The organism is Pedobacter sp. JCM 36344 (assembly GCF_046546555.1).
Taxonomy (GTDB): domain Bacteria; phylum Bacteroidota; class Bacteroidia; order Sphingobacteriales; family Sphingobacteriaceae; genus Pedobacter.
Map to the genome: position 1 here is coordinate 86,660 of NZ_JBKHKK010000002.1, position 24,648 is coordinate 111,307.

At 38.9% G+C, this 24,648-nt stretch carries 22 protein-coding genes and 1 pseudogene; 15 read left to right on the forward strand and 8 right to left on the reverse strand.

What is annotated here, in order from left to right; genetic code table 11:
• Positions 1 to 2: 2 nt before the first annotated feature.
• The gene (gene rimP, locus ACHFIZ_RS02125) at positions 3 to 467 is read right to left on the reverse strand and encodes a ribosome assembly cofactor RimP (protein ID WP_410882394.1); all 465 of its coding nucleotides are present in this window, start codon (positions 465 to 467) and stop codon (positions 3 to 5) included.
• Positions 468 to 955: 488 nt separating this feature from the next.
• On the reverse strand, positions 956 to 1,387 hold the full coding sequence (locus ACHFIZ_RS02130; protein ID WP_410882396.1) for a hypothetical protein: 432 nt from the start codon (positions 1,385 to 1,387) through the stop codon (positions 956 to 958).
• A gap of 17 nt (positions 1,388 to 1,404) precedes the next feature.
• On the opposite strand from ACHFIZ_RS02130, the gene ACHFIZ_RS02135 reads away from it, so the two are divergent.
• The gene (locus tag ACHFIZ_RS02135) at positions 1,405 to 1,752 is read left to right on the forward strand and encodes a phage holin family protein (protein WP_410882398.1); all 348 of its coding nucleotides are present in this window, start codon (positions 1,405 to 1,407) and stop codon (positions 1,750 to 1,752) included.
• On the opposite strand, the gene ACHFIZ_RS02140 is transcribed toward ACHFIZ_RS02135, so the two are convergent.
• The 3 genes from ACHFIZ_RS02140 to panC all read right to left on the reverse strand — a co-directional run bounded on the left by ACHFIZ_RS02140 (position 1,753) and on the right by panC (position 4,192).
• Entirely contained in the window at positions 1,753 to 2,892 is a 1,140-nt protein-coding gene (locus tag ACHFIZ_RS02140; RefSeq protein ID WP_410882400.1) for an acyl-CoA dehydrogenase family protein, read from the reverse strand.
• Between the two features lie 96 nt (positions 2,893 to 2,988).
• On the reverse strand, positions 2,989 to 3,339 hold the full coding sequence (panD, locus tag ACHFIZ_RS02145; RefSeq protein ID WP_410882402.1) for an aspartate 1-decarboxylase: 351 nt from the start codon (positions 3,337 to 3,339) through the stop codon (positions 2,989 to 2,991).
• A gap of 13 nt (positions 3,340 to 3,352) precedes the next feature.
• Positions 3,353 to 4,192, reverse strand: a complete 840-nt coding sequence (gene panC, locus ACHFIZ_RS02150; RefSeq protein WP_410882404.1) for a pantoate--beta-alanine ligase — start codon at positions 4,190 to 4,192, stop codon at positions 3,353 to 3,355.
• A gap of 154 nt (positions 4,193 to 4,346) precedes the next feature.
• On the opposite strand from panC, the gene ACHFIZ_RS02155 reads away from it, so the two are divergent.
• The 3 genes from ACHFIZ_RS02155 to glmS all read left to right on the forward strand — a co-directional run bounded on the left by ACHFIZ_RS02155 (position 4,347) and on the right by glmS (position 8,578).
• Complete coding sequence (locus ACHFIZ_RS02155; protein ID WP_410882406.1) at positions 4,347 to 5,171, forward strand: glycogen/starch synthase; 825 nt, start codon at positions 4,347 to 4,349, stop codon at positions 5,169 to 5,171.
• Positions 5,172 to 5,188: 17 nt separating this feature from the next.
• Positions 5,189 to 6,661 (forward strand): DUF4270 domain-containing protein, encoded by a 1,473-nt coding sequence (locus tag ACHFIZ_RS02160; RefSeq protein WP_410882408.1) that lies wholly within the window; start codon positions 5,189 to 5,191, stop codon positions 6,659 to 6,661.
• Positions 6,662 to 6,739: 78 nt separating this feature from the next.
• The gene (glmS, locus tag ACHFIZ_RS02165) at positions 6,740 to 8,578 is read left to right on the forward strand and encodes a glutamine--fructose-6-phosphate transaminase (isomerizing) (RefSeq protein ID WP_410882410.1); all 1,839 of its coding nucleotides are present in this window, start codon (positions 6,740 to 6,742) and stop codon (positions 8,576 to 8,578) included.
• A gap of 55 nt (positions 8,579 to 8,633) precedes the next feature.
• Here glmS and ACHFIZ_RS02170 read toward each other — a convergent pair whose 3' ends face one another.
• Both ACHFIZ_RS02170 and mutY read right to left on the reverse strand, forming a co-directional pair.
• A complete protein-coding gene (locus tag ACHFIZ_RS02170) occupies positions 8,634 to 9,059 on the reverse strand; it encodes a single-stranded DNA-binding protein (protein WP_410882412.1) in 426 nt (141 codons plus the stop codon).
• A 10-nt stretch (positions 9,060 to 9,069) separates the two neighbouring features.
• On the reverse strand, positions 9,070 to 10,125 hold the full coding sequence (mutY, locus tag ACHFIZ_RS02175) for an A/G-specific adenine glycosylase (RefSeq protein WP_410882414.1): 1,056 nt from the start codon (positions 10,123 to 10,125) through the stop codon (positions 9,070 to 9,072).
• Between the two features lie 173 nt (positions 10,126 to 10,298).
• Here mutY and ACHFIZ_RS02180 point away from each other — a divergent pair, with 173 nt between their 5' ends.
• The 7 genes and pseudogenes from ACHFIZ_RS02180 to ACHFIZ_RS02210 all read left to right on the forward strand — a co-directional run bounded on the left by ACHFIZ_RS02180 (position 10,299) and on the right by ACHFIZ_RS02210 (position 17,229).
• The gene (locus ACHFIZ_RS02180; RefSeq protein WP_410882416.1) at positions 10,299 to 10,601 is read left to right on the forward strand and encodes an HU family DNA-binding protein; all 303 of its coding nucleotides are present in this window, start codon (positions 10,299 to 10,301) and stop codon (positions 10,599 to 10,601) included.
• Positions 10,602 to 10,607: 6 nt separating this feature from the next.
• On the forward strand, positions 10,608 to 11,477 hold the full coding sequence (locus ACHFIZ_RS02185; protein ID WP_410882418.1) for a tetratricopeptide repeat protein: 870 nt from the start codon (positions 10,608 to 10,610) through the stop codon (positions 11,475 to 11,477).
• Positions 11,478 to 11,732: 255 nt separating this feature from the next.
• Positions 11,733 to 13,283 (forward strand): Rne/Rng family ribonuclease, encoded by a 1,551-nt coding sequence (locus ACHFIZ_RS02190; RefSeq protein ID WP_410882420.1) that lies wholly within the window; start codon positions 11,733 to 11,735, stop codon positions 13,281 to 13,283.
• A 113-nt stretch (positions 13,284 to 13,396) separates the two neighbouring features.
• Positions 13,397 to 14,773: a DNA repair protein RadA gene (gene radA / locus ACHFIZ_RS02195; RefSeq protein ID WP_410882422.1), complete on the forward strand. Its 1,377-nt coding sequence runs from the start codon at positions 13,397 to 13,399 to the stop codon at positions 14,771 to 14,773.
• Positions 14,774 to 15,095: 322 nt separating this feature from the next.
• Complete coding sequence (locus ACHFIZ_RS02200; protein ID WP_410882424.1) at positions 15,096 to 15,569, forward strand: DUF4920 domain-containing protein; 474 nt, start codon at positions 15,096 to 15,098, stop codon at positions 15,567 to 15,569.
• A gap of 141 nt (positions 15,570 to 15,710) precedes the next feature.
• Positions 15,711 to 16,268, forward strand: a pseudogene (locus ACHFIZ_RS02205) (LemA family protein).
• Between the two features lie 295 nt (positions 16,269 to 16,563).
• The gene (locus tag ACHFIZ_RS02210; RefSeq protein WP_410882426.1) at positions 16,564 to 17,229 is read left to right on the forward strand and encodes a DUF3137 domain-containing protein; all 666 of its coding nucleotides are present in this window, start codon (positions 16,564 to 16,566) and stop codon (positions 17,227 to 17,229) included.
• A 30-nt stretch (positions 17,230 to 17,259) separates the two neighbouring features.
• Here ACHFIZ_RS02210 and carB read toward each other — a convergent pair whose 3' ends face one another.
• Positions 17,260 to 20,076 carry a carbamoyl-phosphate synthase large subunit gene (gene carB / locus ACHFIZ_RS02215; RefSeq protein ID WP_410882428.1) on the reverse strand — a complete coding sequence of 939 codons (2,817 nt, stop codon included), beginning with the start codon at positions 20,074 to 20,076 and terminating at the stop codon, positions 17,260 to 17,262.
• Positions 20,077 to 20,277: 201 nt separating this feature from the next.
• Here carB and ACHFIZ_RS02220 point away from each other — a divergent pair, with 201 nt between their 5' ends.
• From ACHFIZ_RS02220 to ACHFIZ_RS02235, 4 genes are all read left to right on the forward strand, one after another.
• Positions 20,278 to 20,802 (forward strand): hypothetical protein, encoded by a 525-nt coding sequence (locus tag ACHFIZ_RS02220; RefSeq protein ID WP_410882430.1) that lies wholly within the window; start codon positions 20,278 to 20,280, stop codon positions 20,800 to 20,802.
• Positions 20,803 to 20,871: 69 nt separating this feature from the next.
• Positions 20,872 to 21,486 carry a nicotinamide riboside transporter PnuC gene (pnuC, locus tag ACHFIZ_RS02225; protein WP_410882432.1) on the forward strand — a complete coding sequence of 205 codons (615 nt, stop codon included), beginning with the start codon at positions 20,872 to 20,874 and terminating at the stop codon, positions 21,484 to 21,486.
• The gene (locus tag ACHFIZ_RS02230) at positions 21,470 to 21,991 is read left to right on the forward strand and encodes an AAA family ATPase (RefSeq protein WP_410882434.1); all 522 of its coding nucleotides are present in this window, start codon (positions 21,470 to 21,472) and stop codon (positions 21,989 to 21,991) included. Before pnuC ends, ACHFIZ_RS02230 begins: the two co-directional genes overlap by 17 nt.
• 201 nt (positions 21,992 to 22,192) lie before the next feature.
• Positions 22,193 to 24,646 carry a TonB-dependent receptor gene (locus ACHFIZ_RS02235; RefSeq protein WP_410882436.1) on the forward strand — a complete coding sequence of 818 codons (2,454 nt, stop codon included), beginning with the start codon at positions 22,193 to 22,195 and terminating at the stop codon, positions 24,644 to 24,646.
• The last annotated feature ends 2 nt before the right edge of the window (positions 24,647 to 24,648 follow it).

The following is a 24,648-nucleotide window of genomic DNA, read 5'->3' on the forward strand; positions in this document are numbered from 1 at the left end:
TTTTATTTAAATGAAATTAAAACCTTTGTTTCTGTTATATCACTAAAGTCTATGTTGGTTTCTACCAATTGAACTTTTTTGCCTTTCTCTTTTACCTTAGCTTCAATCAGAATTCCCTGATCAGTAACTGAAAGTAATTTTCCTTCTTTTGCTTCTCCGTTTGATAGCTTGATACCAACCTCACGACCAATGTTTTTATCGTACTGTCTTTTCAATTTTAAAGGCTCTCCAACTCCTGGTGATGAAACTTCAAGATTGTAAGCTTTGTCAATCGTATTCTCTTCTTCCAAATGGAAACCAACATGCCTGCTAATTGCAGCGCAATCCTGGATGTTGATTCCTTCATCGCCATCAACATGAATAATAAGCTTGTTATTTGGCAACATTCTTACTTCCACCAAAAACAGTTCTGGCCTATCCGAGATCTTCTCTTCAATTAACTCTATAACTCTCTTTTCTATCTGCATAACCAATTTGCAAATAACAGAAAAGAGGGGACATCTGCCCCCTCTAACCCACTATTATGCAGCAAATATAAGAAAAAATTTTATAATTTAAAAACGCAACCTTACATTAGGGTTTAAAGGTTAAACTGATTAGTAACCTATAACAAATCAATAGTGAATCTGGAAACTGTGTACTAGGTGCATTCAACGTGAGCACTAGCTACCTATTGCTTCCGCCACACTTTAAACGAGAACTGCAATGGCAACCCTTTCTGTAAAAAATATCCTTGCGGGATTGAAGGGCGAACAGTTACCTGAATGTCTTAATCCGGAAGTATATAGATAACTTTCAGACGGGTCAGCTTCTTATCTCAGAGGTAGCAACTAGGGGACTACAAGGTAGCTTGTTGGGCGAAACCCCCCTTAAACCCAGCGAACATGCTCTTAGTCCCCTATTTATCCTCAGTCAAGGCTAGACTTGATAGTTACTCCCATGAATAACTGTAAAACTACCTTATTAATGATTTTTGAGTCGGCTTAACGCCGAGGCTAAGCTGCCCCTTTGCAATCTGCTTCGCATCGCCAAACTTTGTATTTATATGGCTGATCACCAGATATTCCCGCCCTTTAGCAAAGGGTTGATCAGGTGTAAAAGTTATCGCTGTATCTGAAACGGCATAATCCCCGGGTATAAGTTCTTCCCGAATAGTACTGTCATTTTCAGAAGGAGTTTGCAACACCGCTATCAATTCTTTGAAAATAGAATCCTGAGGTTTTAGCTGCCGCAATCTTAACAGACCGGGCCTATCTATATCACTGATAACAACAGCACTGCTATCTTTAGAAAATGCAATGGAAAGTGGCTTGCTATTTGATGATGCACATCCAAGAAAAGATGTCGTCATTAACGCCAGCGATAATCTATTAATATTTTTGAGCATACCACTAAATTAACATTATGAGACTGATTATTGAAATTTTATTAATGGGATTAGCTGTATTTCTTGGCGCCCGACTAGTGCCAGGTGTTGTTGTTGACGGCTATGGAAATGCCATTATTGCCGCGTTACTAATCGCTCTTGCAAACGCAACGATTGGCTTTATTCTTAGATTGCTCACTTTTCCTGTTAACTTTTTAACGTTAGGGTTGATGTCTTTCGTGATCACCGTATTGATGATCATGCTGGTTTCAAACATTATGAGTGGATTCAGTACTTCAGGCTTCTGGGCTTCCGCTTTTCTGGCTATTGTAGTTGCGATAATTAAAGCGATATTCGGACTTGTGCTTGGATCAAATAAGGACTAGTTACCGGAGGATATCTCTAGAAATCACGAGTTTCTGAATTTCTGAAGTGCCCTCATAAATCTGCGTAATTTTCGCATCGCGCATCAGGCGTTCTACATGGTATTCCTTTACAAAGCCGTAACCACCGTGGATTTGAACAGCTTCAACAGTGACATCCATTGCTACTTTAGAAGCATAAAGCTTGGCCATTGAGCCAGCAAGGGTATAAGACAAGCCTTGATCTTTAAGCCATGCAGCCTTGTAAACAAGCAGGCGGGCAGCCTCAATATTGGTTGCCATATCTGCGAGCTTGAAGGCTACTGCCTGATGTTCTGAAATGGGTTTACCAAAAGATTTACGCTCTTTAGAATAGGAAAGGGCCATTTCATAAGCTCCAGCAGCTATGCCAAGTGCCTGCGCAGCGATACCAATTCTACCCCCTTCTAATGTTTTCATGGCAAAGGTAAAACCGAAACCATTCTCTCCAATTCTATTTTCCTTTGGAACTCTGACATCGTTAAACATAAGCGAATGCGTATCTGAACCTCTGATCCCCAGCTTATTTTCTTTAGGTCCGATGGTAAAGCCGGTTGCACCCTTTTCTACAATGAATGCATTGATACCTTTATGTTTCAGGGCCCGGTCGGTTTGTGCAATAACGAGATAAGTTGAAGCTGTACTGCCGTTTGTAATCCAGTTTTTAGTCCCGTTTAACAGGTAGTAATCGCCCTTATCTTCCGCTGTAGTTTGTTGTGAAGTTGCATCTGAACCTGCTTCAGGTTCAGACAAACAAAAGGCACCTATTTGTGCTCCTGATGCCAAAGGTTTTAAATACTTCTCCTTTTGCGCTTCAGAGCCGTAAGCTTCTAACCCATAACATACCAAAGAATTGTTTACAGATACGACTACTGAAGCTGATGCATCAATCTTTGATAATTCCTCCATAACAAGTACGTAAGACATCGCATCCATACCGCTACCGTGATATTTCTCGGAAACCATCATTCCCAAAAACCCAAGTTCTCCAAGTTTTTGAACTTGTTCGGTAGGAAATTTCTGATGCTCGTCTCTTTCTATAACTCCCGGCTTAAGTTCGTTCTGCGCGAAATCTCTTGCAGCCTGCTGGATCATCAATTGTTCTTCAGTTAATTGAAATAGCATATTTAAATTGGTTAAATAATAAGTTATTTCAAAGCTAAAGAATCTGAGGCAAATTACTATGGTTGCATAGTAATTTCTTTTGGAAGAGCTTTACAGCTATTTTAGAAGATGATTGTTGTCATCCGGGAATACCAAAACTGGATGGTAAAGCTTTGCTTCCTGGATTGGAAGCGAGCCGTAAGACATAATAATGAGGATATCACCTACCTGTACTTTGCGTGCAGTAGCGCCATTCAAGCAAACTGTTCCCGTGCCTCTCTCGCCTTTGATAACATAGGTTTCAAACCGTTCGCCATTGTTATTGTTCACAATTTGAACCTTCTCGTTAGCTATAATCTTTGCCGCATCCATCAAATCTTCATCGATGGTGATGCTCCCCACGTAGTTGAGTTCCGCTTGTGTTACTTTAACGCGGTGTATTTTCGATTTTAATATCTCGATAATCATGCTTCAAAGTTAATTAAAAAAGTAGCATATTATCAATCAGACGGGTCTGCCCCACTTTGGCCGCCACTAATGCAACCAGGTTTGGCTGGCTTTTTTGGCTGGCAGGCTGTAGTGTTTCGCCATTTGCGATAGTAAAGTAATCCAACTCCACCCCAGGAACTGCATTGAACATTGCTTTAGCGTTCGTTAGTAGTGTAGCAATTGATTCCCTTTGAAAATTATCCCTTATATAGAATAAAGCAGCGCTTAATACCAATGAATGCTGTCTGTCTTCAGCAGTTAGGTTAATATTTCTTGAGCTCATTGCAAGCCCGTCGTCCTCTCTAATTATAGGACAGGAAATAAGCTCAACCGACATTTTAAAATGATCTACCATATGGCGAATCATCAGCACTTGCTGGAAATCTTTTTCGCCAAACAAAGCAATATCCGGACTTACAGCATCAAAAAGTTTTTTTACAATTTGAGTAACACCTTGATAATGACCCTTACGAAACTCCCCTTCAAGAACAAACTCGGCGGGTCCCAAATCAATGTGCCAGTCCTCTTGTGTAGGATACATCTCCTTTACTGGAGGCATAAATACAATATTACATCCGGCATCTTTCAGCATTTGGATGTCGTGTTCAAGAGGTCTGGGATATTTTTCCAGATCTTTAGGATCGGTAAATTGAGTGGGGTTTACGAAGATGCTACAAACAACCAGGTCGGTATGCTGTTGAGCCTCTTTAATCAGCGAGACGTGACCTTTGTGCAAAGCACCCATTGTTGGCACTAAAGCTATTTTCTGTTTCGCCAATTTAATTGGACTGAGCAGCGACTTTAACGCCGCAATAGTATGTATAACTTTCAAACCAGCAAGTAAAATTTCAAGTCGGTAAAGTTGGTTATTTCTACATTCCTAACAAAACATCTTGCGTATTATATTGATAAATGTTATAATTATGCGTACCTTTGCCCCTTGATAATCTTTTCTTTAACATAAATTTTTATTTACGAATATGGAGATGGCAAAAACGAAGCTACTGATTGTTACACACGAGATGTCGCCTTTCCTTGAACTCACAAAGATTTCAGAAATTACCCGTCAGTTACCACAGGCAATGCAGGATAAAGGATTTGAGATCCGCATTCTTATGCCAAGATTTGGTAATATTAACGAGCGAAGGAATAGGTTACATGAGGTGATTCGCCTTTCTGGAATGAACATTATCATCAACGATAATGACAATCCATTAATAATTAAGGTTGCCTCAATTCCAGCTGCTCGTATGCAAGTATATTTTCTGGATAATGAGGACTATTTTCAGCGCAAATATGTTTTTAGAGATAAAGACAATAAGTTCTATGCAGATAACGATGAAAGAACTATTTTCTTTTGCAAAGGTGCCTTGGAAACCGTTAAAAAACTTGGCTGGTCTCCAGACATTGTTCATTGCCATGGCTGGATGACATCCTTAGTTCCTGCTTACATTAAAACTACCTACAAGAACGATCCAACTTTCAAAAATTCTAAAGTAGTATATTCTGTATATGAAGACTGCTTTACAGAAACAATGAATACGGATCTCTATAAAAAAGCAGTGATGAATTCTATGACTGTTGAGGATACAAAAGTATTCGAAAAAGCAGATTGTAATTCACTACATATCGGAGCTATAACTTACTCTGACGCAGTCGTTTTAGCTGATGAAAACCTTAATTCTGATGTGTTAAAATTTGTTAAAGATTCTAATAAACCAACTTTAGCTTTTAATTTAACCGACAATTTCGAGAACTTCTACAATTTATACGAAGAAATCTCGACTGAAGAATTGGTTTCAATAGCATAAAACTCAGGTACTAAAATATGAAATTTATAAAACTAGACTTATTGACCCTGTTGATAGGTCTTTTTCTTTTGTCGTCATGCAAAGACGCTAATACAATCGGTTTTGAACTCGATCCCAGCCTAGCAATTAAAGGAGTTTTAAATAGTAGCGTGGCCGTTAAATCAGTTACTATCAAAGATGATGAGACCAGTACCGTATCACAGGGCAGACAACCTTTGGGCTACATAAATGGTGATCCAATTTTTGGAAACACAGAAGCAAATCTTGCATTTGCTGTTTCCTTGCCATCGAACGGATATAGTTTTGGAACCAATCCAATCATTGACTCAGCTGTCCTGGTTCTTCCTTACAGCAGGATTACAGACGCTGTGACTGCAAAAATAGTAAATGAGTTCTATGGCGATACTGCAACTTCAGTGTATAGCTTTAGGGTACATCAATTGAAAGACGATATTAGTTTACAAAATAACTTTCAAACAAACCGGGAATTTGCAGTGGAAACGCCCGTTATAGGTACTTTTACAGCTAAGATTATGCCCAACACTAATGTTAAAGTGACTGATATTGTAGTTGGAAAGCCAGATAGTATAAGAACAATTGTTCCGGAGATTAGGATTAAGCTTGACAATACCTTTATTCAAACTCGAATCCTGTCACTTGACTCGGTAACGCGTGCTAAAAACTCTAGGTTCGGAGCTGCTTTCAAAGGATTAAGAATAAGCGTAGACAAGGCAACATCTACAGGTAAGGGTGGTATTATTCTTTTAGATTTTGCAGGATCAAATGCGAATTTGCAACTTTACTATAAAAAGAACATTACCAACTCGGTAAGTAAGGATACGGTTGGGGTAAGTTTCCCTATTTCTATCTCGAGCGGCCCCATTGCTGCAAACATCAAACACGATTATACTGGCACTCCAGTTCAAACACAATTATCCGCGCCTAATCCAGCTACACCTTACAATGTAACTTACTTACAAGGCCTTTCGGGATTAAGAAACAAGATCTCTTTCCCTGATCTTACTGCTTTTGTTAACTCTGTAAAGGCTGGAAATACTGCATCAAGAATTATTATTAATCGTGCAGAACTCGTAGTGAATGTAGCTAATGGTACAGATGTTCTGCCTTATACCCCGGCGAGAAAGCTTATTCTTTATAGAAATGACATTGCCGGAAACCGATTAAACCTTATAGATTACTCTACACCGACCAATAACACCAATCCGAAATATGTAGGTGCTGATCGAGCAATAAACGGCTTTTATGACGTATCAAAAAAACGATACCTTTTTGTTCTGACAAGTTATCTTCAAAATTTGATAGATGGGGATACTGAAGACTTTGGAACATTCTTATCAGTTTCAAGTTTCGATGCAACCACGCTAACTCCGTCTATACTCACTGCTGGAAGATCTGTAATTAATACCACAAACCCAAGCTCTGGCAATAGCGCAATTAAGCTGAACATCTATTACACAAAAGTTAACTAGATAATTTAAATTACTATACATTTATATCCTCCGAGAGTTCTTAATTTCGGAGGATTATTTTTTTTAACCTAATAATATATGTGTGGAATAGTTGGCTACATAGGCCACAGAGAAGCTTGGCCGTTGATTATTAAAGGACTAAAACGACTTGAATACAGAGGATACGATAGTGCAGGAATTGCACTTATTGACCACAATAATTTAAATATATATAAAAAGGCTGGGAAGGTTTCTGAACTTGAAGGCTTTGCAGAGGATAAAAATCTAGGCGGCACAATTGGAATTGGCCATACAAGATGGGCAACTCATGGCGCTCCGTCAGATAGAAACTCTCATCCCCATACTTCTGGAAATGGTAAGCTTAGCATTATACATAACGGCATCATCGAGAATTATGCTACCATAAAAGAAGAATTGGTATTAAGAGGTCATGAGTTTAAAAGCGACACGGACACCGAGGTTTTAATACATTTGATAGAAGAGATTTACAAAAGTGAAGGAAATGACCTTTTAGAAGCGGTAAGACTGGCACTTAAGGAAGTTAACGGTGCTTATGCAATAGTTGTGATGGATGAAGATCAGCCAGACCAGCTTATCGCAGCAAGAAAAGGTAGTCCAATGGTGATCGGTGTTGGTGAAGGAGAGTATTTTATAGCATCAGACGCAACACCGATAGTTGAATATACAAAGAATGTTATCTACCTAAATGATAACGAGATCGCTTTTATCAAAAGGGATGACCTCTTAATAAAAAGGTTAGATAACGTGGTTCAGACGCCTTATATACAAGAGCTCGAACTAAAGCTAGAGATGCTGGAAAAAGGTGGCTATGAACACTTTATGCTTAAAGAGATCAACGAGCAGCCGAGATCTGTCCGCGACTGTTTAAGAGGCAGGATTTATCCTAACGAAGGCCGTGTACAATTAGGTGGAATTAGTGAGTATGCACATAAGTTGAAAAATGTTGACAGGATAATTATTGTAGCATGTGGTACTTCTTGGCATGCGGGTCTGGTTGGTGAATATCTTATCGAAGAATACGCGAGAATCCCTGTGGAAGTAGAATATGCTTCTGAATTTAGGTATAGAAACCCTATTATAACTGAGAAGGATGTTGTAATCGCGATATCTCAATCTGGTGAAACGGCAGATACTATAGCTGCTATCGAGATGGCGAAAGAAAAGGGAGCAACTATATTTGGTGTATGTAACGTTGTTGGGTCATCTATTCCAAGAACAACTCACGCTGGAGTGTATACGCATGCAGGCCCCGAGATTGGTGTTGCATCCACTAAAGCATTTACCGCCCAGGTTACTGTACTGACCCTTATCGCATTCCATTTAGCACAACAAAGAGGAACTGTAACTACTTCCAAACTTGCTGAATTGTTAACTGAATTAGACAATATTCCATCGAAAATAGAAAAGGCCCTTGAGTCTGATTTGTTAATTAAAGAGATCGCGGCTAAGTTCAAGGATTCACGTAATTGCTTGTTTTTAGGAAGAGGAAGCGGATTCCCAGTTGCCTTGGAAGGCGCCTTAAAGCTAAAAGAGATTTCTTACATTCACGCTGAAGGATACCCTGCTGCTGAAATGAAACATGGCCCAATTGCTTTGATTGACGAAGAGATGCCTGTAGTAGTTATAGCGACTAAAAACTCTTCCTACGAAAAGGTGATCAGCAATATTCAGGAAGTTAAAGCCAGAAAAGGTATTGTGCTGGCAATCGTCACTGAAGGTGATGTTGACGTTAGAAAAATGGTTGATTACTGTATTGAGATCCCGGATGCAAGCGAAGCGTTTTTACCATTGCTGGCGACAATCCCACTTCAGTTACTTTCTTATCATATTGCTGTAATGAGAGGATGTAATGTGGATCAACCGAGAAATTTAGCGAAGTCTGTTACGGTAGAATAGTTTCGGATTGGTTATTTAAAGAAAGGCTCATGTCGCAAACATGAGCCTTTTTGTATTAAAAAGGTAGGTCTCCGGAAGGATCAACATCCAGATAATCACCTTCACTTTTTGGGGTGCTGTTATCTGTCGTTACAGGTGTGTTCTCGAAATCGCTTTTCCTTCCTAAAATTGTGAAGTTTTCTGCAACTACTTCTGTCACATATTTTTTTACTTTTTCTCTATCCTCGAATGAGCGAGTCCTAAGCTTGCCTTCTATGTAAACGAGTTTCCCTTTCTGCAAATACTTTGACGCCACCTCTGCAAGACCTCTCCATAAGACAATGTTATGCCATTCCGTTTGCTCAACCCGCTTACCGTCCTTATTGTAAGTCTCTGAGGTGGCTAAAGGAAAACTGGCGACTGTTACACCTCCATCCAAATGCCTGACTTCTGGATCCTTACCTAAATGGCCTACTAAAATAACTTTGTTAATACCTGACATGAATTGTAGTTTATAATTGGTTAGTTTGATAAAAGTCCATAAAATTAGCTATAACCTTTGGCTGGGGTAATTGTTCGAAATCATGGAATGACACCCATTTGACGGCTGCAACCTTACTAAAGTTAACTATATAATTATCTAAAGCAAAAAAATCAACATATATAGTTTGGTGCGTCAATAAATGCTTTTTATGCAATAGGTGAGTTAGTTTTACCTTTTCTCCAAAAATCAATTTGGCTTCATCGAGAAAAGTTGACCAAAGTTCATCGTATGGGGTAGTTGTTTCGATAAGTGGAAAGTCAAACATTTGTTGCCAAATATCTCCTTCAGTTCTCTGATGAATTAAAATATTGTCTTGTTGTGTTGCTACAAAATAATTAAAATATCGAATTCGTTTCACTAACTTTTTAACTTTTACAGGAAGCACATTCACTAGTTCGCGATTATTGGCTACACAGCCTGATTGCAGAGGACAATTTGGACACGACGGAGACTTCGGCTTGCATTGCAATGCTCCAAATTCCATAATGGCTTGATTATAGAGTGAAGGTAGCTGTCCTTCGATCAGCTGTTGGGCGAGGTTTCCAAATTCCTTTTTACCATTCGTAGTGTTTATCGGCGTAGAGATTCCAAAATACCGAGCTAACACGCGGAACACATTACCATCTAGAACCGCCTTCTTTTCATCAGATGAAAAAGACGAGATTGCCGCAGCAGTATAGTCCCCTATACCTTTCAAAAGAATTAAAACGCTATAGTTAGAAGGAAAAATTCCGTTGTAAAGTTCCAACACCTGCTTCGCGGTAAATAACATATTCCTGCCACGCGAATAATATCCTAGACCCTGCCAAAGCTTCAAGATCTCAGTTTCACTAGCATTTGCGAAATCTTCGACAGTAGGATAAGCCTCATGAAAGGCATGAAAATAGGGTAGTCCCTGCTCAACTCTTGTTTGCTGAAGAATAACTTCCGAAAGCCAAATTACGTAAGGATCTTTAGTATTTCGCCAAGGAAGATTACGTTTATTTATAGCATACCAATTAACGATTTCATGCTGAAAACTCATAAGGACAAAAATACGACGTTATAAAATTGTTTTTAAGCAAAACTTGCAATATCCTGATATATGACGAACAAATAAATCATCTTTTATTTTCCTATCTCATTAAAAAGCAATACTTTTGCAACCCCAAATCAGTTATAATAGTAATAATCACAATAAATTAAATAAAGTAAAATATGACTAAGGCAGATATTATTTCAGAAATATCAACGAAAACAGGAATTGAAAAAGTAGATGTACAGGAAACCGTTGAAGCATTTTTTAAAGTGATCAAGACTAGCATGATCAGTGGACAGAATGTTTATGTAAGAGGTTTTGGGAGTTTTGTTGTTAAGAAGAGAGCACAAAAAACTGCTAGAAATATCTCTAAAAACACTGCAATAATTATTCCAGAGCATTTTGTTCCAAGCTTTAAACCAGCTAAAGTTTTTGTTGACAAAGTGAAAAGCAATTCTAAAATAGTAAGCATAGAGGCTTAATCAATTATGCTAAACAGTATCCGTTCAAAACAAATAATAGCGATAGGAGCAGTAATGCTACTTATAGGTTTTTTGTTTACACGTGATATTAAAGGTTTAGTGAAACCAAAAGGAGAAACGACAAAAGGGCCTGCTGTCAGAGCTGGATTGAAATCTGAAATACCAGCCGATATTGATCTTTTACAAGTTTCTACAGCTGCAAAAAACTCGCTTGGAGGTAATATAGCTACAGAAATAACTAGTTTGGAACAAGTCTATAACTCTGCATCTGAAAGTGAAAAGGGCTTTGCGGCTAAAGCGCTTGCTAAGAAGTGGGATTCGGTTGACCAGGACGTACCTAGTGCTTTATATTTGGAAATTCTTGCTGGCAAAGAACGATCAATAACAAATTGGTTAGCCGCTGGTGATAGGTTCGTAAAGGCTTTTGACAACACGCGCGATAGTGTTTTACAGTCAGCGCTGTTGCAAAGAGCTAATACATCTTATAAAAAAGCCTTAGCGATTGATTCTTCAAGTATTGATGCGAAAACAGGATTAGGCATCACTATAGTGGATGGCATGGGAATGCCAATGCAAGGTATAGCGATGTTGCTGGACGTAGTTAAGAAAGATCCAAAAAACCTTAAGGCTAACATGAGTCTTGGCACATTTGCAATTAAATCGGGACAGTTTGACAAGGCAATTACACGTTTCAATGAGATCATTGCCATTAAACCATCACCCGATGCTTATTTCTATCTTGCTACGGCCTATGAGAATTTGAGCAGAAACGAGGAAGCAATTGACGCCTATGGTAAAAGTAAAAATCTTGCAGGCAACCCTACATTGTCGAAGTTCATTGATGATAAGATCATTGAACTGAAAAGTAAACGTTAATAAACAGATTTATAAAAAATATTTAAAATTCAAAGCTATGCCAAGTGGTAAAAAAAGAAAGAGACATAAAATGGCTACTCACAAACGTAAAAAACGTCTTAGAAAAAATAGACATAAGAAAAAATAGTTTTTCTTAGTATAATGCATCAATAATTAGGGGTATAAATATTTATATCCCTAATTCCTGATTGCATAGTTTTTTGTGTTTTTGTCCATGTGTTAATTAGGCGTTAAAAGCCTTTAATTCTGTAGCTTTTGGTAAAAGAACTAATTATAGATTCCTCTCCTCTGGGAGTGACCATCGCTTTAGTTGAAGACAAACAACTTGTAGAACTTCATAAGGAACAGATCAACAACAACTACGCCGTTGGCGATATTTATTTAGGCCGCATTAAAAAAATTATGCCCGGCCTGAATGCTGCTTTTGTAGATGTTGGTTATGAAAAAGATGCTTTTTTGCATTATTTTGATCTGGGACCACAAGTTCAGTCTTTAATAAAGCTCACGAAAATTAAGCGTAATGGCTCTGTTAACGGCACCTTATTGGATAATTTCAAATTAGAAGGTGATATTAATAAAGCTGGTAAAATTTCTGAAGTAGTAAGTAAGAATCTAGTGCTTCCTGTTCAGATCGCCAAAGAGCCAATTTCAACGAAAGGCCCAAGGTTAAGTTCTGATCTGTCTATCGCAGGTCGCTACATTGTCTTAGTCCCCTTCTCAAATGTAATATCCATTTCAAAAAAGATCAAAAGCAATACGGAACGTAATCGCTTAAAAAAGATTATAGAAAGTATTAAGCCTAAGAACTTTGGTGTCATTATCAGAACTGTTTCTGAGAGTAAAGGTGTTGCTGAGCTTCAAAAAGACCTTTTGGATTCAGTTGCTAAGTGGGAAAGTTTCATCAAAAAATTACCCGAAGCTGAGCCCTCAAAACGTGTTTGGGGAGAAATGGATCGTACATCCACATTAATCCGTGATATTTTAAGTACGGATTTTACTAATGTTTATGTAAACGACCCGAATCTCTTTGAAGACATTCGTTCATACGTTCACGAGATCTCTCCTGAGATGGAAAAAATTGTGAAACTTTACAAGCACAAAGAGCATATCTTCGAGCATTTCAGCATTGAAAAACAAATCAAAAACTCTTTTGGTAAAACGGTAAATCTAGCTGGAGGAGCATATCTTGTTGTTGAGCATACCGAAGCCTTGCATGTTGTTGATGTAAATAGTGGTAACAGAACAGCAAGTAAAGAGAATCAGGAAGAAAATGCTTTACAAGTAAACAGAGAAGCCGCCAAAGAAATTGCCAGACAGCTGAGGCTACGAGACATGGGTGGTATAGTCGTAATCGATTTTATCGATATGCATAAGCCTGTTAACCGTAAAATTTTGTTCGACTATCTAAAGGACCTCATGCTTTTAGACCGTGCCAAGCATACCATACTGCCGCCAAGTAAATTTGGATTAGTTCAAATTACCCGCCAGCGTGTTAGACCGGAAATGAACATTGTTACAAGTGAAAAATGCCCTACTTGCGATGGTACGGGAGAAATAAAGGCTAGTATTGTTTTAATGGATGACATTGAAAACAATCTAAACTATATTTTGCAGGAGCAAAATGAAAAAAACATTACGCTTTGTGTGCACCCTTACATCGAAGCGTTTATTAAAAAAGGAATTATTTCTCTGCAATGGAAATGGTTCTTCAAGTTTGGCCAGAGAATTAAGATACGCGCTGTCTCTTCATATAACCTTACTGAGTTTCACTTTCTTTCGGCTAAGGACGAAGAAATCAAGTTGTAAATAATAACAATCGCTAGGCCTGATCTTATACAAGATCAGGCCTTTTTATATAGTTTTATATTGGAATTTAAAACTAAATTAGTTTCTCAAAACGGCAATTAACATCATATAAATTGGCTAAAAGTAAATCAGCGTATTTCTGTCAAAGTTGCGGATATGAGTCTCCGAAATGGTTAGGTAAATGTCCTTCTTGCGGCCAGTGGAACACATTGGTTGAAGAATTAGTCGAGAAATCTAGCCCAAAAGTCCCATCTTGGAAATCAGTCGGAGCTTCACTTCGGGTTAATAAGCCCTCGAAACTCGAAGAAATTCATTCCACCAAAGAGGAAAGAACGCTTACCGGCGATATGGAATTAGACCGTGTTCTTGGGGGAGGATTAGTTGCCGGCTCAGTAATCTTAATTGGGGGTGAACCTGGAATAGGTAAGTCCACACTAATGTTGCAACTAGCCTTAAATATTGTCGGAAAGAGGATCATTTATATTTCCGGGGAAGAAAGTGAACATCAGATAAAGATGCGGGCAGAACGGATAACAACTGATCCGAAGGCAGACTGTTTTATATTGACAGAAACATCTACCCAAAATATCTTTAAACAGCTAGAAGAGCTGGAGCCAGATTTGGTAATAGTAGACTCCATTCAAACACTCCACTCAGCTCATATTGAATCAACACCAGGTAGTGTATCTCAAATTAGGGAATGTGCTGCTGAACTGCTAAAATTTGCGAAAGAAACTGACACGCCGGTATTTCTTATTGGACATATTACAAAAGATGGAACCATTGCCGGGCCCAAAATCCTTGAGCACATGGTTGATACCGTTCTGCAATTTGAAGGCGACAGGCATCATGTTTATCGAATATTAAGGTCTATAAAAAATAGGTTTGGGGCGGCAGCTGAATTAGGAATATACGCAATGGATGGCACAGGTCTTCGGCAAGTATCCAATCCTTCAGAAATTCTCCTGTCACAACGCGAAGAAGAATTAAGTGGCATTGCGATATCTGCCACTTTAGAAGGCTCAAGGCCTATGTTAATCGAAACCCAGGCATTGGTCAGTACTGCAGCTTACGGAACACCCCAGAGATCTGCAAATGGCTTCGACACCAAACGGATGAACATGTTGCTGGCAGTATTAGAAAAACGATGCGGTTTCAAGCTAAGTACAAGAGACGTATTTCTAAATATTGCGGGTGGGATAAAAGTGGAAGATCCTGCGATCGACCTCGCAATTGTCGCGGCGATTGTTTCTTCCCATGAAGAGGTATTCATCTCTTCAAAAACATGTTTTGCTGCCGAAGTAGGGCTCTCAGGTGAAGTAAGGGCTGTTAATCGAATTGAGCAAAGAATTTTAGAAGCTGAAAAGCTCGGATTCGAAAAGATTTTTATCTCCACCTTTAATATGAAAGCTCTTTCCAGACAAAAGTTCAATATTGAAATAAAAGAAGTTAACAAAATCGATGACGTTTTTTCGGATCTGTTTGGGTAAACTAAAGGAGAATAGGCAACAAAACTACTCGAAAAGAGAAATTATTTCTACAGACCATATTGATTAGTCCTACAAAGATAAGATATAACAAATTGTTTATCAATAGGTTGCAAAAATAAATATGCTACAATATATATGGCTTATAGATTGTCTTAATATTATCGTTGTCAGCCATTTATGATTGACGACTAACAATAGGGATGATTATCCTCGTTATCGTAAGATGGCGAGGATTTTTTATGCCGTAACAATACCAATTAATAGAAATTTAAATATTTTTGTTTCGTTAATACATGATCTAATACTCCTAAATTACAATATAATGAAATTAAAAGCCATAATATTTAGTCTTGCTTTCTTTCTAATCACTTTTGGCTCATTTGCTCAAAAGACAAAGTCTGTAAATCCAACTACTTTCGGTGAAGGTGTTAAACCAGGAAAGAAGCTCCCAGTGGAAGAAATGGAAGCTGCGATGGGTAATAAAAAAACTGCCGATTTACAAATTACTGGAGAGGTGGTTGAAGTATGTAAGAAAAAAGGATGCTGGATGTCGCTAAAAATGCCACAAGGAGAGACCATCCGCATCACGTTTAAAGATTATGGATTTTTCATGCCAATGGATATAGTTGGAAAAAAAGTAGCACTTGATGGCATTGCAAAAAAACAAATAATTTCAGCCGAAACTTTACGTCACTATGCTGAGGATGCCCATCAATCCACAGAAGAAATCGCGAGAATCACTAACCCTAAAAAAGAACTTACATTTGAAGCAAAAGGAGTTGTAATTTTGAATTAACTGGAGAGATTCTCCTTTTAATATTGATTGATGACCCTGTTCTCTCCGGAACAGGGTCTTTTTGACAAAATCCGCCACAACACTCGTAGATTTCTAATATTTCAATATATTAGTATGAACCATTTATCAAACTCATTATCTATGATCATCGCAATTATCGTCCTCAGTGTAATATTTCTGATTGGAATAGGCTTTTACAACTCCTTGATTGGAAAAAAAAATCAGATAACAAATGCATTTTCCAGCATCGATGTCATGCTTAAAAAACGTTTCGATCTGCTACCGAATCTGATCGAGACCGTAAAACAATATATGCAGCATGAATCTGCTACCCTCTCTAGAATCGTTGAGCTCAGAAGTCAGGCTACTGCAAGGAGTCTTAATACTAACGAAAAAATTGAGTTAGACAAGCAGGTAAGTTCTGGAGTTAGAGGGCTAATGCTCACCGTGGAAAATTACCCTGATTTGAAAGCTGACCAGAACTTTAACAACCTTTAAAGCACTTGGACAGAAAGCGAAGAACAAATTGCTGCAGCTAGAAGAACTTACAATGCCTCGGTGACTGACTACAACGATGCAATCATGGTCCTTCCAGGAAGCCTGTTAGCTGGCATTCTTAACTATCAACCAATTAATGTGTTTTCTAACATAGACGAGGAACGTAAAAACGTGAGTGCAAAAGACTTTTTCAATAGCTAATGGACGCCGTTGTTAAAAATGTATTACTTCATGATACTTTAAACGAATTAGAAACTCTGAGAAAGGAAGTTTCCGCTGGGAGAATTAAAAGTTACTTTTTAATATTTGTTGGCATTGGAGTCGTATTGATCGCATTTGCTCTGTCATTCTTAGTTATTTACGCTGCCATCGTCGGTGGCATAATTTTGTTGGTAGGCCTGTATTTCTCAAAAAAGGCCGGTGATAAATTCAGCCACTACCGACACGATTTTAAACAACGTGTTATTGGACAGCCCTAAAAACTATTGATGAATCCATGGAACTGGAATACAATAAAGGTCTTTCTGAAACAGATTTCATTAATTCTCAACTTTTTTCTCAGTGCCCAGATCGGTATGAAGCCCAAGACCAAGTTTATGGAACTGCTGGAAAAACCAGGTTCTCATTTTCTGAGGTGCATGCCGAATACAAAACGGTTACGCAAACTAAAAACGGCATACAAGAGCATTGGCACACTATTCTTAAAGGAATTGTATTTAAAGCAGACTTTAACAAGAATTTCAATTACGTTATCGTAATTCGGCCAAAAGACATAGTTGCGGCAATCGGAGCATGGATATCCGAAAAGATCCCGATATTTTCCAGTTCAGGAAAAGAGGTAATAAAGTTGGAAAATATTGCTTTTTGCGAAGCATTTGTTACCTATTCCACTGATCAGGTAGAAACAAGATATATTCTCACTCCCAGCATGATGGAACGCCTCTGCGAGTTAAACAATAAAACAAGAGATACCGTTTCCATATCATTTACAGAATCGTACCTCTATATCGCATTTCCCTTGTCAAAAGACTACTTTGAGCCACCTGTATTTAAAAGCTTAATGGATAGCAAATTTCTTGAAGAGGACCTGCAAATAATCCGTTTCATGTACAACATTATTGCAGAACTTGATCTCAACACAAGAATCTGGACTAAGAAATAAAAAAAAAGTTCCTTTCGGAACTTTCAATAACTATTTCGATAGATACATCGATTTGTCTTTATATAACTTTCTAAAGTATGGGTCTTCCAGATCTTTGATAAATCTAATAGATTCTCCCGTAGACTTCATTTCAGGGCCAAGCTCCTTAATTACTTCAGGAAACTTATCAAAAGAGAATACCGGTTCCTTGATTGCATAACCTTCTAGCTTCCTAACAATATTGAAATCTTTCAGCTTATTCACTCCTAACATTACTTTAGCCGCAATATTAATGTAAGGAACATCATAAGCTTTAGCAATGAAAGGAACAGTCCTTGAAGCTCTCGGATTCGCTTCAATCACATACACTTTCTCATCTTTTACAGCGAACTGAATATTCAATAGTCCAATAACGTTCAATGCTCTCGCGATCTTTTTAGAATAAGTCTCCATGTCGTTGATTACCTTTTCAGATAAGCTAAACGGTGGAAGAACTGCAAATGAATCACCTGAGTGAATACCTGCAGGCTCAATGTGTTCCATCAAACCAACGATGTGTACATCTTCGCCATCAGAAATGGAGTCAGACTCAGTCTCCTCTGCCCTATCAAGGAAATGATCAATCAAAACCCTGTTTCCAGGAAGGTCACCAAGTAATTTTACAACCGCTTTTTCAAGATCCTCATCGTTGATGACAATGCTCATCCCTTGTCCACCTAGAACATAGCTTGGTCTAACCAACACCGGGTAACCAACTTGATTGGCTACAACAATTGCTTCTTCAGCGTTTTCAGCTACACCATATCTGGGGTAAGGTATACCCAGCTCTTTTAACAGATCAGAGAAACGGCCCCTATCTTCAGCAACATCCATATCATTATAAGAAGTACCGATGATCTTGATTCCTCTTTCATGAAGCTTTTCTGCCATTTTTAAAGCCGTTTGTCCACCAAGCTGAACGATAACCCCTACAGGATTCTCAAGCTCAATGATTTCGCGAACATGCTCCCAGAATACGGGCTCGAAGTATAACTTGTCTGCCATGTTGAAATCCGTAGAAACCGTCTCAGGGTTACAATTGATCATGATTGCCTCAAAACCACTTTCCTTAGCAGCCAAAAGACCATGAACACAAGAGTAATCAAATTCAATCCCTTGCCCAATTCGGTTAGGGCCTGAGCCTAATACTATGATTTTCTTTCTATCTGATGGAATAGACTCATTCTCCTCCTCAAACGTTGAATAGAAATATGGGGTCTGCGCAGCAAATTCTGCAGCACAAGTATCAACCATTTTATAAACCCTGCTTATCCCTAAAGATTTTCTTCGGTCGTACACTTCATCTTCCGTCACATTGCCCAACAGGTAAGCAATCTGAATATCAGAAAATCCTTTTTGCTTAAGGGTAAAGAGAAAGTCCTTTGGAATATTATTTAATGAATAACGTTTAACCTCGGTTTCTAATGAAACAAGCTCTTGAATTTGCGTAAGAAACCATTTATCTATGCGCGTTACCTTACGGATAGATTCTAACGGCACCCCCATGCTCATCGCATCCTTAATTAGAAACAAACGATTCCAACTTGCATGCTCGAGGCCGTACATAATTTCATCAATGCTCCTATTGTGTTTTCCATCAGCACCCAGACCTGCTCTGCCAATCTCTAAACTCTGACAAGCTTTCTGTAATGCTTCAATAAAACTGCGACCAATTGCCATCACCTCGCCAACAGATTTCATCTGCAGACCCAGCTCCATGTTGGCACCTTTAAACTTATCAAAGTTCCATCTTGGCACCTTTACAATCACATAATCAATAGTAGGCTCGAAGTAAGCAGAAGTAGTTTTGGTAATTTGATTTTCTATCTCATCAAGATTATAACCAATTGCTAGCTTTGAAGCAATTTTAGCAATCGGGTAACCCGTTGCTTTACTTGCTAACGCTGATGAGCGAGAAACCCTTGGGTTAATCTCAATCGCAATGATCTCATCGTTATCAGGGTTTACTGAGAACTGAACGTTACAACCTCCAGCGAAATTACCAATTGCACGCATCATTTTAATAGCCTGATTACGCATATCCTGATAACAACGATCTGACAATGTCATAGCAGGCGCTACAGTAATGGAATCTCCAGTATGAATACCCATTGGGTCAAAATTCTCAATCGAACAGATAATAATCACGTTGTCATTGTTGTCTCTCAATAGCTCCAACTCAAACTCTTTCCAGCCTATAACCGCCTGTTCTACCAAAACCTCGTGGGTCGGAGAAGCTTCCAGACCACGTTTCAAAGCCTGATCAAACTCTTCTTTCTTATGAACAAATCCACCTCCTGAACCACCAAGGGTATAAGATGGGCGAATGACTAAAGGATATCCTATTTCTTGTGCTGCTTCTTTACCTTCAAGAAAAGAGTTCGCAATCCTAGAATTAGCTACGCCAATACCTATGTCAATCATCAGCTGACGGAATGCTTCTCTATTCTCAGTTTTCTCAATTGCCGCAACATCAACACCAATTACCCTCACGCCGTGCTTTTCCCAAACACCACGTTCTTCCGCCTCTTTGCAAAGATTTAAAGCAGTTTGTCCGCCCATAGTAGGCAAAACAGCATCAATTTTTCTTTCAATTAGTATCTGCTCAATGGAATCAACGGTCAGCGGTCTCAGATAAACATGGTCTGCTATCACCTTGTCTGTCATGATCGTTGCAGGATTCGAATTGATAATTGATACTTCAATTCCTTCTTCTTTCAAAGATAAAGCGGCTTGCGACCCTGCGTAATCAAATTCACAGGCTTGGCCAATGATAATTGGTCCAGATCCGATAATTAATACTGAGCGTATGGAGGTGTCTTTTGGCATAAAATGATCTATTTAAAGACGGAATTGCCTGTGAGAATACACTGATCTTTTAGTATAGATCACCGACTCTTCTGTCGGGATGCAAAGTTAAGCTTTTGAACATTATAAATTAGGTATTTTTTCAAAAAGCAAAAAATACATCCAACTGCTTACATACAAGTAACCGCGTCCTATTGGAACAAGATTTGTAATAATGTTTCCATGAGAAAAACATTTCCAATACTAATCGCATTAATCATCGCCATCTCAGGATGTGCGACAGTTCAATCTATTATAAAATCAACCTTTCCTTATACTGCAACAATCGTCATCCCTGCATCAACGAAGGCCAGTACCACCACCTCCGCTAAGTCGTCGGCAACCAGCATTGACCAGGTATTTGGTAACCAAAATGGAACCAATTACATAAAAGATGTTCGCATCGCATCAGCTAAATTAACCGCATACAATCCAACTAATACTAGTCTGGGGATGTTTAAATCCATTAAACTATACATCTATAGTGGCAGTAGCGGCGAAATCCTTGTTGCATCCAGAACAGAAGTACAGGAAAATATTGGTTCAGACCTTGTTCTGGACATTGACAATTCCCGTTTTCTAGACACCTATGTTCAGGGTAGTAGTATCAGCTTAAGACTTGAATATGTACTGAGAAATAACACGACTGCCGATGTCAGTATCAAAACTTCCTTAAGTTTTACCTCAGTACCCAAAACACAACAATAAACCGCTACTTGACAAAAAGATTAACTAGGCAGCTATTGCGATTAACTTCCCGTTGATTACATTTGAAACATGATTCAAAGCGTGTCTGACAGTTTTCAGCAATTCTTTATACAAACTGGCATACTGGAATGGTTCGGCGTTTTCACGGGCATATTATGTGTGTGGCTTGCGGCCAAGAATAACATTTACAATTGGCCCATTGCGGTTATTAGTGTAGTGATCTACATATTCATCTTTTTTGAGTCTAAACTGTACGCGGATATGGGCCTACAGTTTTACTTCCTTGCAATGAACTTCTATGGCTGGTACTTCTGGAGTAAAAATAAGAACAATCAAACAGCGGAAAGATCCGTCAGTATGATCACTAAAAAAGAAGTTGTATTGTCTGCTATTGGTATCATCTCTTTCACTGCAATCCTTGGATTTATACTACACAAAAATACTGATGCATCCTTTCCCTTTATAGATAGCTTTTGTACCGCCTGCAGCTTGATCGCCCAAATTTTTTTAGCAAGAAAGGTGTTACAAAACTGGTTGATCTGGATATTTGTTGACATCATATATGTGGGTGTGTACTTATCAAAAGACCTATATGCAACAGCATTTATGTATGCACTTTACGTTTATATAGCAACTGTTGGTTACCTGGCATGGAGAAGAACTTATCGTGAGCAAACAAATTAAAAAGATCGCTATTGTTGGTCCGGAAAGCACCGGAAAATCTACCATTACTCAACAACTTGCTAAACATTACAACACGCTATGGGTTCCTGAATATGCGCGCTATTATTGCGCAGCGCTTAAAGAACCTTGCAATCTTCAGGATGAAGTGAATATGTTCCATGGGCAACTCGCATTAGAAGATTCTATTTTAGCAATCGCAGAGAAAAACCTCATATTTTGCGATACTACCTTTATTACCGTTAAGATCTGGAGCGATGAGGTGTTCGGCGAAACTCCAGAAATCGTATTGGAGGCCTTACCAATTCACAATTACGACCTGTATCTGTTGATGGACATCGACCTTCCCTGGCAGGAAGATCCCTTAAGAGACTTTCCCCATAAGCGGGAACATTTCATGGACATATGGCACAAAGAGCTACAATTGCTTCAGGCAAATTATGTAGTCATAGGCGGCATTGAAAACCGTTTGGAGAATGCCATTAAGGCTGTTGATGATTTTAAATAAAAATTCTATACTTTTGCCACATCAAAAGGGGGGTGCCTTGTTTTTTTACGAAAACACAAAAACAGGCTGAGAACATACCCATTATATTCGAGAGGATATATGAACCTGATCCGGATAATGCCGGTGTAGGGATTGGAGTTATGGAGTTTAACTGGGCTGTAAGTGCCCCTTACTTACAGTGGTTTTACTTAACAAGAAACAATGAAAAGATTAATGATCATGGCATTTGCTGTGTTTATGCTGCCGCTGATGTCCTTAGCGCAATTTTCCGTATCGGGCAAAATTTCCGATAAATCCGCAAACATCCTATCGGGTGCAACCGTAAAACTTAACGGTAAAACAACTAAAACCAACACAGACGGAAACTATCGATTTACCAATGTAAAAGCAGGTAACTATATGTTAACGCTAAGCTATGTAGGTTACCAATCCCTTAAAAAGTCCATCAACCTAAGTGCAGATCAAAAGCTTGACTTTGAATTGTCACCTTCCACATTTCTCGCAGATGAGGTGATCGTTAGGGCTACAAGAGCAAGTGAGAAATCACCCACAACCTACAAAAACATTGGTAAGACAGAGCTAGAGCAGAATAACTTCGGACAAGACCTTCCCTTTATTTTAAACAACACCCCCGGTGTTGTCGTAACTTCAGATGCTGGTGCGGGAGTTGGCTATACCGGAATCAGAATTAGAGGTAGTGATGCCAGCAGGGTAAACGTGACCATCAACGGCATCCCGTATAACGATAGTGAAAGTCAGGGAACCTACTGGGTAAACATGCCCGACTTTGCTTCTTCGGTAGATAATATCCAGCTCCAACGGGGTGTAGGTACATCTACCAATGGTGCCGGTGCCTTTGGTGGAAGTTTAAACATTCAAACCGCTTCCCCTTCTGAGAATACCTACGCAGAGCTGAACAATACTTTCGGCTCTTTCAATACGTTGAAAAATACCCTGAAAATTGGAACAGGCTTAATTAACAACATTTGGAGTTTTGACGGTCGTTTGTCTAGAATCAAATCAGATGGCTTCATCGATCGTGCTGCTTCAGATCTTCAATCCTACTTTCTATCCGGTGCTTACCACGGCAAAAGCGACCTGTTGAGAGTAAACATCTTTGCGGGAAAAGAGCAGACCTACCAAGCATGGAATGGTGTTCCGGAATCCCGGCTAAATGGCAACACTGCAGAAATGCAGGCTTACATCGACAGAAACTATCTGGAAGAAGCAGATGCCCAGCATCTGCTAACTTCTAATAGCAGAACTTACAATTCCTTTACCTACAGAGATCAGAACGACAACTATAAGCAAGCACACTATCAGGCGATTTACGCAAGACAGCTGAACGACCAGTTATCTTTCAATGCCGCTTTACACTATACAAATGGTGAAGGCTATTTCGAAGAATACAAAAATAAAGACAGGTTAAGCAAGTACGGCTTGCCAAATATTATTCAGGGTGGCGTAACTATTAACCGTTCCAATCTGGTGCGCAGGCGCTGGTTAGACAATGATTTCTACGGTACCACCTTTGCCTTAAATTATAATCCTCAATCAACGGTAAACTTCACTTTAGGCGGAGCATACAATGAATACAGAGGAAAGCATTTCGGACAAATTACCTGGGCAGAGTACGCTTCTACAGGAGACAACTTCCGTCATTATTATGATGGAATAGGAAACAAAGACGACTTTAATATTTACGGAAAAATAAACTACAGTCCTGTCGAGAAACTGACCCTATTCGGCGATGTTCAGTATAGAAGGGTAAACTATGACATCTCCGGAACGGATAAAAACCTGAAGACGCTAGCCTTTAACAACAAATATGATTTCTTCAATCCTAAGTTTGGGGCAACATATTCCTTAAATGAGCAGAGCAATATCTACACTTCATTTAGCGTGGCGAATAAAGAGCCAAACAGAGACGATTTCACCAACATCAAAACAGGCTTATTGCCAAAATCTGAAAGCTTGAATAACGTCGAATTGGGTTATCGGTTCAAGAATCAAGACTTCAATATAGGAGCAAACGTTTATGGCATGTTCTATAAAGACCAACTAATCTTCACTGGTGAGATCAATGAATTCGCCGACGCTTACCGTCAGAATGTAGACAAAAGTTACCGTGCAGGTCTGGAGCTTGATGCATCTTATACCATTAGCACTAAGTTCGCCATTAATGCCAATGCGGCCTTAAGCAAAAACAAGATTAAAGACTATGTAGACTATGTCTCTGAGTATGATGATAATGGCGATGTGGTCAATCTCCTTACTACAAACTACAAAAACCCAGACATCTCCTTCTCTCCAGCATCTGTATTATTTGGGGAGCTTATTTACAAACCATTAACAGGTTTTGCGGTGGCTTTCCAAAGCAAGTATGTGAGCAAACAATACATGGACAACACCCAGAATAGCAGCCGCCAATTGGACGCATATTGGGTAAACAACGCCAGATTGGGTTATGATTTCGCTTTTAAAGGTGTTAAAAATCTGAACCTTGGATTGCTGGTAAACAACCTGTTCAACAAAATGTATGAGAGTAATGGTTATACGTATAGCTATGCCTACCAGGGAACAGTGACTGCAGAAAACTTTTATTTCCCGCAGGCAGGAACAAATTTCCTACTTTCGCTTAACATCAAATTCTAAAT